The 14604-nt window shown below is 65.3% G+C and carries 17 protein-coding genes; 12 read left to right on the forward strand and 5 right to left on the reverse strand.

All coding sequences use genetic code 11. The features are described from left to right. Nucleotides 1-68 precede the first annotated feature (68 nt). Genes ACZ5PP_RS13130 through istA form a run of 3 tightly spaced genes read right to left on the reverse strand, consistent with a single transcriptional unit; the run spans nucleotide 69 to nucleotide 2513 of the window. Nucleotides 69-281, reverse strand: coding sequence for a hypothetical protein (locus ACZ5PP_RS13130; protein WP_004359146.1), 213 nt, complete (start codon nucleotides 279-281; stop codon nucleotides 69-71). Continuing rightward, on the reverse strand, nucleotides 278-1036 hold the full coding sequence (istB, locus tag ACZ5PP_RS13135) for an IS21-like element helper ATPase IstB (RefSeq protein WP_004359139.1): 759 nt from the start codon (nucleotides 1034-1036) through the stop codon (nucleotides 278-280). The genes ACZ5PP_RS13130 and istB overlap by 4 nt, the downstream gene beginning before the upstream one ends. Continuing rightward, nucleotides 1023-2513, reverse strand: a complete 1491-nt coding sequence (gene istA, locus ACZ5PP_RS13140; protein WP_464826137.1) for an IS21 family transposase — start codon at nucleotides 2511-2513, stop codon at nucleotides 1023-1025. Before istA ends, istB begins: the two co-directional genes overlap by 14 nt. 914 nt (nucleotides 2514-3427) lie before the next feature. On the opposite strand from istA, the gene ACZ5PP_RS13145 reads away from it, so the two are divergent. Continuing rightward, entirely contained in the window at nucleotides 3428-3796 is a 369-nt protein-coding gene (locus tag ACZ5PP_RS13145; RefSeq protein WP_464827058.1) for a nitroreductase family protein, read from the forward strand. Here ACZ5PP_RS13145 and ACZ5PP_RS13150 read toward each other — a convergent pair. After that, nucleotides 3734-4612 carry an 8-oxoguanine DNA glycosylase gene (locus ACZ5PP_RS13150; protein ID WP_464826138.1) on the reverse strand — a complete coding sequence of 293 codons (879 nt, stop codon included), beginning with the start codon at nucleotides 4610-4612 and terminating at the stop codon, nucleotides 3734-3736. The two genes, ACZ5PP_RS13145 and ACZ5PP_RS13150, sit on opposite strands and share 63 nt — an antisense overlap. Further along, nucleotides 4600-5277: a DNA adenine methylase gene (locus ACZ5PP_RS13155; protein WP_445334079.1), complete on the reverse strand. Its 678-nt coding sequence runs from the start codon at nucleotides 5275-5277 to the stop codon at nucleotides 4600-4602. The genes ACZ5PP_RS13150 and ACZ5PP_RS13155 overlap by 13 nt, the downstream gene beginning before the upstream one ends. A 557-nt stretch (nucleotides 5278-5834) precedes the next feature. Here ACZ5PP_RS13155 and ACZ5PP_RS13160 point away from each other — a divergent pair. From ACZ5PP_RS13160 to ACZ5PP_RS13210, 11 genes are all read left to right on the forward strand, one after another. Next, complete coding sequence (locus ACZ5PP_RS13160; RefSeq protein WP_464826139.1) at nucleotides 5835-7373, forward strand: GspE/PulE family protein; 1539 nt, start codon at nucleotides 5835-5837, stop codon at nucleotides 7371-7373. Next, the gene (locus ACZ5PP_RS13165) at nucleotides 7370-8590 is read left to right on the forward strand and encodes a type II secretion system F family protein (protein ID WP_464826140.1); all 1221 of its coding nucleotides are present in this window, start codon (nucleotides 7370-7372) and stop codon (nucleotides 8588-8590) included. The genes ACZ5PP_RS13160 and ACZ5PP_RS13165 overlap by 4 nt, the downstream gene beginning before the upstream one ends. Then, nucleotides 8587-8952: a type II secretion system major pseudopilin GspG gene (gene gspG, locus ACZ5PP_RS13170; protein WP_464826141.1), complete on the forward strand. Its 366-nt coding sequence runs from the start codon at nucleotides 8587-8589 to the stop codon at nucleotides 8950-8952. The genes ACZ5PP_RS13165 and gspG overlap by 4 nt, the downstream gene beginning before the upstream one ends. Nucleotides 8953-9263: 311 nt before the next feature. Continuing rightward, nucleotides 9264-9608, forward strand: a complete 345-nt coding sequence (locus tag ACZ5PP_RS13175) for a hypothetical protein (protein ID WP_464826142.1) — start codon at nucleotides 9264-9266, stop codon at nucleotides 9606-9608. A 98-nt stretch (nucleotides 9609-9706) separates the two neighbouring features. Then, nucleotides 9707-11158 carry a DDE-type integrase/transposase/recombinase gene (locus ACZ5PP_RS13180; protein WP_464826143.1) on the forward strand — a complete coding sequence of 484 codons (1452 nt, stop codon included), beginning with the start codon at nucleotides 9707-9709 and terminating at the stop codon, nucleotides 11156-11158. Continuing rightward, complete coding sequence (locus ACZ5PP_RS13185) at nucleotides 11155-12000, forward strand: ExeA family protein (protein WP_464826144.1); 846 nt, start codon at nucleotides 11155-11157, stop codon at nucleotides 11998-12000. The genes ACZ5PP_RS13180 and ACZ5PP_RS13185 overlap by 4 nt, the downstream gene beginning before the upstream one ends. A 20-nt stretch (nucleotides 12001-12020) precedes the next feature. Then, nucleotides 12021-12248 carry a hypothetical protein gene (locus ACZ5PP_RS13190; protein ID WP_464826145.1) on the forward strand — a complete coding sequence of 76 codons (228 nt, stop codon included), beginning with the start codon at nucleotides 12021-12023 and terminating at the stop codon, nucleotides 12246-12248. Nucleotides 12249-12597: 349 nt separating this feature from the next. Further along, nucleotides 12598-13152: a type II secretion system protein GspG gene (locus ACZ5PP_RS13195; protein WP_464826146.1), complete on the forward strand. Its 555-nt coding sequence runs from the start codon at nucleotides 12598-12600 to the stop codon at nucleotides 13150-13152. A gap of 7 nt (nucleotides 13153-13159) precedes the next feature. Continuing rightward, nucleotides 13160-13552, forward strand: coding sequence for a prepilin-type N-terminal cleavage/methylation domain-containing protein (locus tag ACZ5PP_RS13200; RefSeq protein WP_464826147.1), 393 nt, complete (start codon nucleotides 13160-13162; stop codon nucleotides 13550-13552). Between the two features lie 4 nt (nucleotides 13553-13556). Further along, nucleotides 13557-13943, forward strand: coding sequence for a prepilin-type N-terminal cleavage/methylation domain-containing protein (locus tag ACZ5PP_RS13205; RefSeq protein ID WP_464826148.1), 387 nt, complete (start codon nucleotides 13557-13559; stop codon nucleotides 13941-13943). Continuing rightward, a complete protein-coding gene (locus ACZ5PP_RS13210; RefSeq protein WP_464826149.1) occupies nucleotides 13940-14584 on the forward strand; it encodes a PulJ/GspJ family protein in 645 nt (214 codons plus the stop codon). Before ACZ5PP_RS13205 ends, ACZ5PP_RS13210 begins: the two co-directional genes overlap by 4 nt. Nucleotides 14585-14604: the final 20 nt, after the last annotated feature.

The raw sequence follows: 14604 nt of genomic DNA on the forward strand, positions 1-14604 counted from the left end.
CGGCGGCGCCGTAAACGGCACGAGGGCCGCGCGCGTCGGCCCTCGTTGTGCTGGGGGGCGCGGCTCGATCAGAACGACGGATCGTCGAACGGCAGCTCGGCCTGCGTGAGGCGGTCCTGGCGGTAGTGCTCGAACAGGGCGAGCTCGTAGTGCGCCCAGATGCGCTCGCGCAGATCGTCGAGCAGCTCGATCACGGCCCGGGCCTGCTCGGGCGTCCAGTCGGCGTCGATGAGCAGGTCCAGGCCGCGCAGCAGCCCGGACGGCGGGTGGTCGGTCTTCATGCGGGACTCCGTGCGGATTTGCGTTTGCGGGCGTTGGTGGCGGCGCGCTCCTGGGCTTCCTTGTGGCGCCAGGACGGGCCCTTGAGGGCGATGATCTCGGCGTGATGGACCAGGCGGTCGATGAGCGCGACCACGCAGGCGGCGTTGGGGAACACCTCGGACCATTCGGCGAAGGACTTGTTGGTGGTGATGAGGGTGCTCTTTTTCTCGTGGCGACGGCTGATGAGCTCGAAGAGCAGATCGGCGTGGCGGTTCGAGTAGGAGAGGTAGCCGACCTCGTCGATCACCAGGAGCGTGGGGCTGGCGTAGTGGCGCAGGCGGCGGCGCAGCGCCGAGTCGGAGTCGAGCGCGGCGAGCTCGCCCAGGAGCTGGCCGGCGGTGGTGAAGAGCACGGTGTGCCCGCGCAGCACCGCCTGGTGGGCGATGTTCTGCGCGATGGTGGTCTTGCCGAGCCCGGAGGGGCCGACCAGCAAGGCGTTGGTGGCGGTCTCGAGGAAGCCGAGCGTCATCAGCTCGGCGATGGCGGCCTGGTCGCACTGCTCGGGCCAGCGCCAGTCGAAGTCGGCCAGCGGCTTGAAGCGGCCGATGTGCGCGCAGCGCGCCCGGCGCTCGAGTGAGCGTCGGGCGCGCTCGGTCTCCTCCCACTCGATGAGCGGGGCGATCCACGGTGCCTGGGCGCATTCGGCCCAGTGGCTCACCACACCATGCAGTTGCAGCGCGCGGGCGCGCGCGAGCAGCGGTTCAGGCGTCGTCATGGTTGTCCTCCAGCAGGCGGTCGTAGCCGGCCAAGGGGTGGGCGCGCACGGTGACATCGCGCGTCTTCAGATGCGCGGGTAGCGGCACGCCCAGCGGCGGGGGCGCCTCGCGCCGGCGCTCGAGCGCCAGGCGTACCGCGTTGGGATGCGGCACGCCGCGCGCGAGTGCTTCGTCGACGGCGACGGCCAGTTCGCCCGCCCCGTAGCGATCGAGCAGGTCGGTGAGCGCGCGCGTGGTGCGCCCGAGCGGCTCACCGCGCTCGGCGGCCTGGGCGAGCAGCGCCTGGCAGGCCGGCACGGCCGCCGTCAGGCGGTCGGTGGCGCGGTGGGCGCGGGCCGCGTGCTTGTGCGCGACGAGCGCCTCGAGGTGCGCGGCACACTCGATCTGCTGGCGGCGGTCGTAGCTGCGCGCGTGGGTGGCGATGACGTCCTCGCCGTCGAGGATGCGCACCCGCAGCGGGTCGGCGCACACGGTGAGGGGGCGCCGCACATGGGTGTGGGGGATCGAGTAGTCGTTCAGGTCGAAGCGCACGTACGGGGTCTTGCCCGCCGACACCGCGCGCAGCTCGTCGGTCGGAAACGGTGTCTCGGGCCGCGCGAGCAGGCGCTCGCGCTCGGCCGCGAAGGCCTCGGCCACGGTCATCGAGGCGTCCTCGGGGCAGCGCCGCGCACCGGCGGCGCCCTCGCACCAGGCCTGGGCCTGCGCGTTCAGGTCGTCCAGATCGGCGAAGGCGCATCCGGCGAAGAAGGCCTCGCGCACGTAGCGGATCGCGCGCTCGACGCGCCCCTTCTCGTTGCCGCGCGCCACCGCCACCGGGCGCGGCTCGAAGCGGTAGTGGCCGGCGAGCGCGAGCAGGGTCGGGTGGAAGCGGATCGCGTTGCCGCAACGCTCGAGCACCGCGCTCTTCAGATTGTCGTAGAGGGCGATGCGCGGCACCGCGCCCCAGCACTCGAAGGCGCCGACATGGCCGCGCAGGAAGTTCTCCATGCGCGCATCGAGGAAGAAGCGCAGATAGATCTGGCGCGACCACGACAGCACCATGACGAAGGCCATCAGCGGACGGCGTGCGCGCCCGATCGTCAGGTGCCCGAAGTGCCCCCAGTCGACCTGGGCCTGCTCGCCGGGCAGGGTGCGTAGCCGCAGGTAGGCCTCGGCGCTCGGGCGCGGGCGGTGGCGGGCGATGAGGTGGCGGAAGTGATCGGGGCGCCCGGGGTAACCGCGTGCGCGCACCATGTCGTAGAGCCGCGCGGCGGTGAGGCGCGGAAACTGGGCGAGCGTCTCGTGGAGGAAGGGCAGATAGGGGTCGATCGCCGAGGCGCGCTGCACGGGGCCGTGCCGGGGCAGGCCGGCCTGGGCGAGCACGCGCGCGACGGTGTCGCGGTGCAGCCCGAGCTGCACGGCGATGGTGCCGATGCGCCAGCGCTCGGCGTGGTAGTAGCGCAGGATCTGCGCTTCGTGTTCAGGGGACAGGGCCATGGCGGGGCGGACTCCGTTCGGATCGCGGACAGGGGCGCCGAACCGGGGAGTGCAGGAAGTCCTGACGCACGAACGGGGACAGTGCGCGGTGGCACAGGTGGCACTGCCCGCTCGCGGACGGTACGGACTCGGGCACGGTCGGCGCGGTCCTTACTTCAACAGGCGGGGCCGGCGGCGGGGAACCCTGATGCGTCACTTCCTGGCGTCGCGCGCGGTAGCGGCGCTGGCGTTGCGCGTGCGCCAGGCGCCCCGCAAAGCTCGCCTGGTAGCGCGTGCCGGCTGCCCGCAGCGAGGCCGCGCGGGCACGCTGGGCGCAGCCGGCGGCGCAATAGCGCTGCCCCCGATCACAGTGGCTACAGATCAGCACTGCCGCGCGGCACGCGGCACAGAGATAGCGTCGTCCGGTCGACTCCATGGGCCTTGAGGCCCGTGGGAGACTCGACGCCAGCGCCCACTTCGTGAAAGACTACGGGCGCAACGACCGCGCAGCCTTGCGCGGGTGTGGGGCGCGACACTGGGGATGACTTGGCGGTTTGAGCCGGTGTCGCGCCTGCGTTGCCACAGGCCGAGCCCGATTGTGCGCGCATCGGCCACTCGGGTGCCAAACGCCCTCCCTCCCGATTGCACGAACACCCCGCCCGCCATCGGCGCGCCGGGGTCAGGGGCGTTTCCAGTCGCCCTACGGGCGCCTTCCAACGCCCCTGACCCCATCAAGCAAACAGCCGCTATCCGCTCACCAGATCAAGGTCATGCTGTGCCGTGCCGGCGGTGGACGCCGGATTTGTGCGGGAATCGACCGCCGTTAACACTGGCTGACCTGCCAGGTGCAAGGGACAGGAGGAGATGAGCTTGGATTTGCTTTGTCGCATCGTCCCTGCCCGTCTGCCGGAGCGATTCATCCCATCCACCTGCTGGTGATCGATCCGCAGGCCGGCCGGTGGCTCAGGTATGACGCAGTGAGTCACGCCTTGGACGAGGTGATTACCCAACTCGAGCCAAGCGGGGTATTGGCCGAGATGCACAGTGTCCTGCCGGCAACATCCGCAACGCTTCTCATCTTGGCCGCAGAGCCAGGCAAGACCGCTGCAAAATACGAAGCTGCGGAAAGTCTTGTCTGGCGGGATGCAGGGGTATTGCTGGGTTTTCTTGCGGTCGCCGCGGAGGCTCTAGGCTTGAACTACTGTCCTTTGGGCGTAACGGGCGAGCCCTGGGTGGGACGGCTACTCGATCAGCCTGGCTTGGCGGGGGTCGGAGCGGCCTTTGTGGGGGCGCCGCCGGACTAGCGGAAGGTCAGATACAGGCGCCATGGTCGTCTCACTTGGGCGCACCCCGTTTCGATTCCCGCCCATGAGCTGAGTGATCGTCCGGGGAGAGGACATCATTTCGTGCCACATCACAGCATCTAGCTCGGACGCGCGGACGCCGATCGCCTTGGAGAACCGCAGAAAGCGTTCTTCCAGCTCAAGATAGTTCCGCTCGACACTCATATCCTCGTCGAAGAAGCGTGCGAGTGCTCCGGCACGGAGGATGTGAATATCGAGGATGGCGACGTCGTCGGCGTCGAGCCAGTTGCGCGCGACCCACGAGGCGGTTTTGAACCCGACGCCTGGCAGCTGAATGAGCCAATCGCGCAGAGCCCGCCCGCTTGTCAGCGGCGGCTGCTCGACTGAAAGGCGCGCAAGGGCGGCACTCAGGTACCGCGCCTTTTGCCGCGCAAAGCGATATCGAATGTGTCGGCCATCGATATCGAGTGGCTCCGATAGCAGCTCCCCGATCTGTGCTTCGGTGGGCGTTCCCTGAAGGGCGCCGCACGATCTCAGCTTCTGGAAAGCGGCGACGCCGACCGCCGCTGGGATGCCATGGCCACCAAGTAGGCAAGCTGCTACCTCTTCGGCAAGGGTGCTTCCCAAACGATACCGAATTGGGGTGCCGCAGATCCGCCGCGCGATCACCTGGTATGTCCAGTACGCGGGTGTAGGGAAGGCTTCGACCGCGCCCCATGGCACGCCAGGTAGTGTCTCGGCATCGGGCGGGGGAAGATCGACCTTGATGACCGCTGCGCCTGTGAATACCGCGGCAGTTTGCATCATGATGTGCATGCCCTTTCGTTGTAGCGGGTGTTAAGCACCTGCAAGACGTGCTCACGCTCGACAGGATCCATCCGGCCGAAGCGCTCAAACAGCCTTTGGTGCCGTCGTTTGACAGCTTGGCGCTCGCGGAACGTCTCGCCCAAGAACGACGCATCGTGTAATTGCGTGGGCTCCGAAAAGTTCATCCAGACACATTCCTGGCGAAGCCCTCTTTGTGTATTGGCAGAGAACGACACTCTTCGCCACCCTCGAAGTCGTTCTTCGTAGAGGGCACTCTCGTAGCCCGAGATCATCACCATGCATGGAAGCGCAGCGAGTACATCCAGAAGGCGGAAGTGATCGGCGTCCGAGTACTCGTATCGGTAGATCTTCGTCCGACGGCGCGTGGCTGCCACGTAGGGTGGATCTGCGTAGACCAGCTCGTTTCCACGGAACGCGTACTGTTCCAGGAAAGTGACCGCATCTGCCTGAACCACCTTGCACCCCATCGGGGTGCTCTGCGACCACGCTGAAACAACACGCTCGTCAGCGTCGATGCCGATCGTGGTTTTGGCCGGTCGCTTGTTCCTCAACACGGCGCCGCTACCGAGGTGAGTCTCGATGTAGGTTTCATGGGGTGGCATCAGGTTGATCAGCCGCTGATAGCTCTTGCCTTTTCCGCCGGGGTAGCTCATGTCGTGAATCATCGTCGGTTCTGACGATGATTGCAAGCGGGTCTGATCGGGATGACGGGCAAACCATCTCGTACGGCTGTGGCGAAGAAGGCGTGTGTCTCTGTTTCCGCGACAGGCTACTGGCCTCTAGCCTCACCAGGCAGCGCAGTTGCAAGAGGCTTGCGTTCGCCAGCACAACCTGAACCGGACGAGGAAGCGTATCTGTCCCGCCACCTAGAGGCTGAGATTCGATTAAACTCTTTTGCCATAATTGTGTTGCATGCTTTGCCTGTGAATCGCGCAGGATCTTTCGCCCTTGACCGACAAGGGACTTGCACTATGCCCAGATCGGATCGGAACCCGTAAACAAGAGAATCACGACGAGCATGCGCGCCGACCTGCACCCATCAAGCCAGCCTGAGTGCTCCTCCGGTGCGACCCCCGCACTGATCTAAGCACTTCGGCAGCGTGGCCTCATCACCGATGAGGGCGTCGAGCGTGTGCAGGCCGCTGCGTTGGCACACGGGGTCGCGTTCTCGATTGCGGCGACGCGACTGGGCGTTGTCGCCGAACGTGAGATGGCACAGGTCTTTGCCGGTGTCCTGGACATCCCCTTGCTCGCGCGCGCTGAGTATCCGCGGCCGGCACGGCTTCCAGCCCGTCTCAATCTGGCGTTCCTGCGGAGGCACCGAGTGTGTCCCGTCGGAGAGTCTGAGACGCGCATCCGACTTGCGATGGCCAACCCACAGGACGATATCGCGATTGCCGGTGTCCGTTTTGCCATCGGTAAGGACGTGGAGCCGTTAGCTGCTCTCGAATCGGAAATCGACGAGTATCTGCTGGCCGCATTGGGTGACGAGGCGTCGAATAGTGGGGGCGAGCCTGGACAGGGCAAGCCGCTGCGAACGGGCGACGATATCGACAAACTGTCGGATCATGAGTCGGATGCCCCGGCTATACGTACGGCACACAGGCTGCTCACCCAAGCCATGGACTCCGGCGCTTCGGACGTCCATCTCGAACCGACTTCCGACTCGCTCGTCGTGCGTTACCGGATAGACGGCGCCCTCCTGGAAGTGGAGGTGTTGTCGAACCGCTGGGCTCAAGCCGTGATCTCGAGGTTGAAGCTCATGGCGCGGCTGGACATCGCTGAAAGACGGCTCCCGCAGGATGGCCGGATACGGTTTACGACACGAGGAGTCAGTCTGGACCTGCGCGTTGCCACCTTTCCGACGCTCCACGGCGAATCGATGGTGCTGCGCCTGCTGGGACAGCATTCAGTGTCGCCCGAGCTCGAGAGCCTGGGGCTCGATCCCCATGGCCTACAACTCTTGCGTGCGGCGCTGGATCGTCCCCACGGCATCGTATTGATTACCGGCCCGACGGGCAGCGGTAAGACGACGACCCTTTATGCGGCTTTAAATGCGATCAGGAGCCCGGAACGCAAGGTCGTCACGGTCGAGGATCCCGTCGAGTACACGCTCCCCGGGGTGTCGCAGTTGCAGGTCAAACCCGAGATTGGATTGACTTACGGGGCGGCCCTTCGATCCGTACTCCGTAATGATCCTGATGTGATCATGATCGGGGAGATCCGCGATCAGGAAACCGCAGACATCGCGATCCGCTCCGCTCTTACAGGACACTTGGTCCTCGCTACCCTGCACACGAACACGGCGGCCGGGGCAATCACGCGGCTGCTCGACCTTGGTGTCGAGGATTACCTTTTGGCATCAACGTTGGTGTTTGCGGGTGCCCAGCGTCTGGTTCGCCAGCTTTGCGCAACCTGCCGCTCTACACGCGAGCCAACGCAGGATGAACAACATGCGCTGATTTCGGCGCTTGGCCACAAGACTGAGTCAATCAAACTGCCGCGGGCAGTCGGATGCCCGACCTGCCGCGGACGAGGTTACTCGGGCCGCCTACCAATCTTCGAAGCCCTGCCGATCGGACCTGAGGAGCAGGCGGCAATCCGACAGCCGCACGCCGAGGAGGCTTTGCTCGGGCTGATCAAGCAAAAGAATCGCCCGACCTTGTGGTCTCATGGCCTGAACAGAGTGGTCCATGCGGAGACCACGCTGGAGGAAGTGCTTGGTGTCGTCGAGGAGCTCGGCCGGTGACGAAATTCACGGTGAAGGCGCTCACACCCGAGGGCTCATCCCGAGTATTCACTCGTGACGCAGAAGACGAGCGCCAACTCGCCATTCAACTTATCGGCGAGAATATGACGCCGATCCGGATCACCGCACAAGACGGCGGTCTGAACGATCTGCTGAGTCGACCCGTGATCTTGAGTCGGCGGGTTCCTGTTCGTGACGTTGCGCTCTTTTGTGAGCAAATCGGTGCAATGGTGGGGGCGGGACTTAGCATCGAGCAGGCGCTGCAGGTTGTATCGCGGCAAAGGGGAAGCCGGCCCTCCGCAACAATGGGTAGGCGCCTGTTGCCCCGTATCCAGGCGGGAAGCCCCATGTCCGATGCGTTGGAGGCTGAGGCCGGAATGCCTCGATATCTGCCGCCGATGATCAGGGCTGCGGAAGGCGGGGGGCGATTGGCAGAGGGCCTAGAGACCGCGGGCCGTTACCTCCAGCGGCAGGCCAGTACCCAAACCGAGATCACAAACGCCCTTACCTACCCGACGATCGTGCTGGCCACCGTGCTGGTTGCACTGCTGGTTGTGCTCACCGTGGTTATTCCGGGGTTTGAGCCGATCTTCGCGGGCGAAGAGCATCGTCTGCCAGGTATGACCCGCGCCGTGCTCTGGCTTTCGAATCTGGCTGTACACCATGCGATGGCGTCGCTGCTCTGGATCGGCGCGGTGGTGTTCGCCGGATTCCTGTTGCAGCGAAGATCGGAACGCTTCGCCGGCTGGATTGCTGCTGCGATCAGGCGACTTCCTCCTGTCCAACTCATGGACCAGCTGAATGTCTCTCGCGTCCTCAGCGTACTCGGGATGCTCTTCCAGAGCGGCGTTGAGGCTTCCGAGGCGGTTTTACTGGCTGCACAGGCAGCGGGATCAAGGCGCCTTCGGGATGCGTTGGAAGGTGCGTCGAGGCGACTGCGAGAAGGCGGTTCGATCGGCACGACACTCGAGACCATCCGAGTCATCCCGGATGAAACGTGTGCTCTCATCGAGGTTGGCGAGCACACCGGGGAGCTCGGCAAGACGACCCTGCGCGCCGCTCAACTTCTCGAGAGAGATACCTCCGAGCAGATCGAGCGCATGCTCGCACTTGTCAATCCGCTGGCGATCGCATTTCTTGGCGTCGTTGTCGGCCTTGTCGTTGGCGGTGTCATGCTCGGAATACTCAGTATCAATCAACTTGCATTGAGATCATGACGAAGCCCATCCACTTTTCCGTTCGGTCAGCCCCAGGAGCGTGTCGTGGCTTCACCTTGCTCGAGCTCCTCGTCGTGCTGGTGGTCATGGGGCTGTTGACGGCAGTCGTCACGCCCCAGGTGATGAACATGTTCTCTGGCGCCAAATCGGATACGGCAGCCCTTCAGGTAGAAACCATCACGACCGCACTGAATTACTACCGGATTGATACGGGCAGTTACCCCGACATGGAGCATGGACTGCGATCCCTTTGGGAAGCCCCGCAAGGGGTCAGCAAGTGGCGTGGCCCGTATGTCCGAAAGCAACTGAGCATGGTCATTGCTGCTGATGGCTTTTGCCGGCGGGATGGTCACGCAGCGTGATGGCGGAGGGGGGATCCCCCTCAGGGAACTTGAACAAACGAACCCCTCGGGGGAGTCTCTGGTTACCAAGCCAAGAGACCGTTCAAGTGTGCCATGTTGACCCGCAGCATTCGCAGTTTTTCCTGTTTCTGATTCGCCTCGACGAAGAGCTCGCTGCCCAGGCGCAGGGTGCAGGGTGCCCATGCGGCGGCGTGCTCCATCGTGCCAACTATCCCCGCAAGCCCCGTGGTTGCCCGACCCTCGCGATCCGCGAGGCGTTCTCGTCACGGCTGAGCTTTTGCTGCAGCCGTTGCCGCCGGCGCACGACCTCGATGTCGGTGCGCTTTCTGGGCCGGCGCGTGTATCTGGGCTTGGTAGTGGTGCTGTGTTCTGCCCGGCATGCCGGGCAGAACACAGCGGCGGCGAGGCTGTGCGAGGCGCTCGCGGTGCCGCTGCGCACGCTCACCCGCTGGCGACGGTGGTGGCGTGAGGGCTTCATGCACACGCCGCTGTGGCAGGCGATGTGCGCCCGCTTCATGCCCCCGGTGTCGCCCCAGGGGCTGCCGGGCGAACTGCTCGCACGCTTTGCCGGCGAGGCCACCGAGGCGCTGCAGCGGCTGCTGCGCTTTCTGGCGCCGCTCACGGTGCGCGCGGTCACGCTGCCCGAGGGGCGTTGAGTTCCCGCAGAGGATGCAGATCGCCACCGAACCCGAGGCTTCGTAGCCTGCACTCCCAGTGGCGCCACCCCCCGGTGCGCCCGAACCGGGAGACCCTCTTGAGCACACCGACCGATCCCCCGCAACGCGACCGCTGGGCGCGGCTGCGCTTCTCGATCATCGGCCCCTTGCTGGCCGCACCGCCCGCGCCGGGCGAGGTGCACGGTGCGCTGACCACGCTCTCCGCCCACACCTGGCGCCATCCCATCAGCGGCCAGGACGTACGCTTCGGGCTGTCGACGATCGAGCGCTGGTACTACGCCGCGCGCAGCGCCGCCGACCCGATCGCGGCGCTGCGCGACCGGCCACGCCCCCGGGGCCGCTTCGCGAGCCTGGCGCCGGGCGTCATCGACGCCCTGGTGCAGCAGTACCGCGAACACCCGGGCTGGACCGCGCAACTGCACTTCGACAATCTGCGCGCCGCGCTCTCGGGCAGCGGGCTGACCGTGCCGTCCTACCCAACGGTGCGCCGCTACCTCAAGGCCCAGGGGATGTTCCGTCAGGCGGCCCCGAAGCGCACGAGCGCGGGCGCGGTGCTCGCGCGCGACCGGCTCGAGCACCGCGAGGTGCGCAGCTTCGAGCTCGACCATGTCTCGGCGCTGTGGCACCTGGACTTCCACCACGGCGCGCGCCGCGTGCTCACCCGCGCCGGCACCTGGGAGAAGCCCTTCCTGCTGGGCATCCTGGACGATCGCTCGCGCCTGGTCTGCCACCTGCAGTGGTATCTGGACGAGAGCGCGCAGAGCCTCGTCCATGGTCTGTCCCAGGCCTTCATGAAGCGTGGGTTGCCGCGTGCGCTGATGACCGACAACGGCGCGGCCATGCTCGCCGACGAGACGGTATCGGGCCTGAACCGCCTGGGGGTGCTGCACCAGACGACGCTGCCGTACTCGCCCTACCAGAACGCCAAGCAGGAGTCGTTCTGGGGCCGCGTCGAGGGGCGGCTGATGCCCATGCTCGAGGGCGAGCCCGCGCTCACGCTGGCGCTGCTCAACCAGGCGACCCAGGCCTGGGTCGAGCAGGAATATCACCGTACCGAGCACAGCGAGATCGGCGCCACGCCGCTCGCGCGCTATCTGGTCGGCCCCAACGTGCGCCGCGACTGTCCCACCCCCACGGTGCTCGCCGACGCCTTCCGCATCGAGGCGCCACGACGCCAGCGGCGCGCCGACGGCACCGTGACCCTGCACGGGCAGCGCTTCGAGATCCCGGCGCGCTACCACGCGCTGGCCGTGGTGCACCTGCGCTACGCGCGCTGGGATCTGACCCGGGTCGATCTCGTCGATCCGCACACCGGCGCCGTGCTGTGCCCGATCACCCCGCTCGATAAATCCGCCAACGCCGAGCGTACGCGCCGGCCGCGCGCACCGAGCACGGTCGATCTGTCGCCGCTGCCGCCTGCGGGCATGGCGCCATTGCTCACTCAGTTGCTCGCCGACTACGCCGCCACCGGCTTGCCGCCAGCCTATCTGCCTGTCCCCACTTCCCCCGCCGCACAGGACCTCGCATGAACACCAAACTGCTCGCCCTCTACGGGCTCAAGTGGCACCCCTTCACGACCGAGGTGCCTACCGAGGCGATTCATGTGCCCGCGCGCCTCGAGCACTTCTGCTGGCGCATCGCGCAGGGGCTGATCGGCGAGGGTGGCTTCGCGATGATCCACGGTGACCCGGGCACCGGCAAAAGCGTGGCGCTGCGTCTGCTGGCCGAGCGCCTGGCACGGCTGCCCGATCTCACCGTCGGCGCGATCACCCATCCGCAGAGCAACCTCGCGGACTTCTATCGCGAGATGGGCGATCTTTTTGGCGTGCCGCTGCGTCCGCACAACCGCTGGGGCGGCTTCAAGGCGCTGCGCGAGGCCTGGTTCGCCCATCTGGAATCGACCCGGCGCCGCCCGGTGCTACTCATCGACGAGGCCCAGGAGATGAGCCCGGCGGTGCTCTCGGAGCTGCGCCTGATGGCCAGCGCGAAGTTCGATTCGCAAGCGCTCCTGTGCGTGGTGCTCGCCGGCGACGCGCGCCTGCCCGAGAAGCTGCGCCGCGAGGAGCTCATCCCGCTCGGTTCGCGCATCCGCACCCGGCTCGCCACCGAGGCGGCCAGTCGCGAGGAGCTGTTCGCCTGCCTGCAGCATCTGGTGAGTGCGGCGGGCAATGCCAGCCTGATGAGCACCGCCCTCATGCACACCCTGTGCGATCACGCCGTCGGCAACTACCGCATCCTCACCACGATGGCCGCCGAGCTGCTCGCGGTGGCCGCCCACCGCGACCTGCCTCAGCTCGACGAGAAGCTCTACCTCGACGTCTTTGCCCCGCCCGAGATCGTCGCCCCACGCCGTGCCTCGGCCCGGCGCTGACCCCCCACCGGAACGTCATCATGCACAACCACCCCCCGAGCGCACCGCTGTCGTGGCCCGAATTGCCCGATGAGGCGGCCGTGGCCCTTCAGGGCGTACTCCACGACTTCGTCATGCTCTTCGAGTCCCACTACCTCGGCCAGATCGAGCGCTACTACCACGAGCGATCGCGCGAGCACCTCGTCGCACCCGACTTCGTCCAGCCCGACCTGTTCCGCTCGGCCTACCCGGACGATCCACCGTTCTGAACCGTGCTCAATCGGGATAGGGGCGGCCAGATTATCTGGCCGACCCCTCCCACACCACCCGGCATGCGGGTCCGCACCGGGCGGTTGGAATAGTTGAGGTCGAGACACAGGAGCAAATTCCTGCACCCCGCCTGAAGCCGCTTGTCTTTGATCCGCCGGAAACGGTTTCTCGCTGCCTACAAGCCTTGGGTTTCACCCTTGGCAACCTATGGGCGAGCTTCGCAAAGCGAACATCTGAGACACTCCGCCTCCGAGAACCACAGGGCACCTTCTCCTGTTCCTTTGGCCCTTCGCTCCTGACAGGCAGCTACTATGGCCGCTGCTGACTCCTCGCTCCGGCTCAACACCGTTGGCCTTTCAGCCACAAGGCGAGGTCTCCCCAGGTAAGAACGCGATCCTTCCCCGCACGACCGCCGGATTTACGCCACCTCGCTTTGACCACGAGGGCTTTGCGGTTCGTTGCCCGCTCGCCCTGCTCGGCATCGCCTCATATCCGGTTCTTGTCCATCGGCCCGCGGTTTCGCTCCACGCTTCCTCCCCACACTCGGTCACCCTCATGCAGTTGCGCTTCGCTTCATTCGCCGTGGTCAGCTTGTGGGAGGACTTTCACCTCCAAGATCGCGCCCATGCTGGGCGCACAGCACAAACGCCGCCCCTCAGCGTCACCGGGCGGCGTTTCCATTCGACGGCGTGCCTCGACACGCCATCGCGCTACGTGATCATCGGAACATCAAATTGGGTGACCACACTCAAGCAACAGCATCTGATTGATCCGTGGGGACGCCCCTATCGCTACAGAATCCCCGGCAAGCACGGCGCGGTGGACGTTTTCTCGTTCGGGGCAGACGACAAGGAAGGCGGCAGTGGCGAAGACTCCGATATCGGCAATTGGGACAAGCAATGAGCGTGGCTTGACCTTGCTCGAACTCTTGGTAGTCATTGTGCTGATTGGTCTGCTCGCGACCGTTGGTGCTCAAGCGATACCTGGTGATGGGCGACGGCTGCAGCGCGCGACAGATCATGTTGAGCATCAACTGAGAATGGCGCGTCTGCACGCCCTGAAGACGGGCAGCAGCGTAAACATCCCCTGCAACGAGCTGACTGCACCTCGACAGGCAGCATCCGTTCGATTAAACGAAGACTCGGCCGTCCCTGGGTCTTGCATCGGATCGAAAGGGCCCGCAGTCGGCGTCACTTTTTTTGCGGACGGATCGTCCAGCGGGGAGGTGATTGAACTTGCAGTGGGTAAGGGGCGCGTGCGCATTCACATCGATCCTCTGACAGGCACCTCGACCCTTGACTAGCGCCATGCGTGTACAGGCGGGCTTCAGCCTGCTCGAGATATTGGTCGCACTCGCTGTGGCCGCCCTGTTCTTCGGGATACTGCTCCCCACGATGGTGACGAACCTTGATCGAACGCACGCTGACGCCTCGCGTTCAGCGGCTCTCCGGGTGGCGCAAAGTCAGATCGAGATCCACACGGTGATTGCTCACGATATGGACGGTCGCTTCGAGGGGCGAGACGGATCATTTGCGTGGGCGGCAACAATCGATCAAGCGGAAACCGGTGCCGGTGCCGGCGCGCAAGGCGCCGCAAGCCCCTTTGTGCTGCGCCGTGTGCGCGTTGACGTCTTCGAGGAGCGAATCCAGCCGATCGTCTCACTCGAGGTCTACCGTGTTGGAGTGGTTCGATGAAGGGTCATCGAATTCGCACGGAGGAAGCAGGCTTCACCCTTTTGGAGCTACTGATCGCCATGGTCATTGGCGGCGGTCTCATCTATCTGATCTCCGACGTCTTGACGCTGGTTCAGCGTGGGTCTGAACGGTCCCGTGAGGTTGCCAATCAGCTGTTGATCGACCAACGCGCCATTGCCCTCGTGAGGGATGCGATCGCGAACCTTGTGCCGCCGGTCGACGCTGATGAGCGGTACAAAATTGTTGCGACGGAATCCCGCTTCGAGTTCGCCACCTCTCCGGTCGACGCCCAATCTCAGTGGGGTTCCATCAACGCAAGGATCGTGATCGAGGCGCCCGTCGATGGAAAAGTCGCGATCACGTATGAACACGGGGGAGGGCAGGTTGGCAAACTACACGCAAGCCCCCGCGCGCGGGTTGTCCTTTTCAAGGATCTGACAAGCGCCTCTCTTCAATATCTTTACCGCTCGGACCTAGGTGTCCGAGGCGAGCCATCAACGCCTGGACAGCCCCCCGAGTTGGTCACGCTGATTTGGGCAGGCGATGAGAATCCAAAGCTGATTCAATCGATATCCATTCGGCCCAGGCTCAACGCTGGAGCGAACTGCCAGCTAGAAGTTCAAAGTGCCCGTTGTCGCTAGCCAGTAGGCCAGATTGTCCC

The sequence above is a fragment of the Thauera sp. DNT-1 genome (assembly GCF_055393985.1).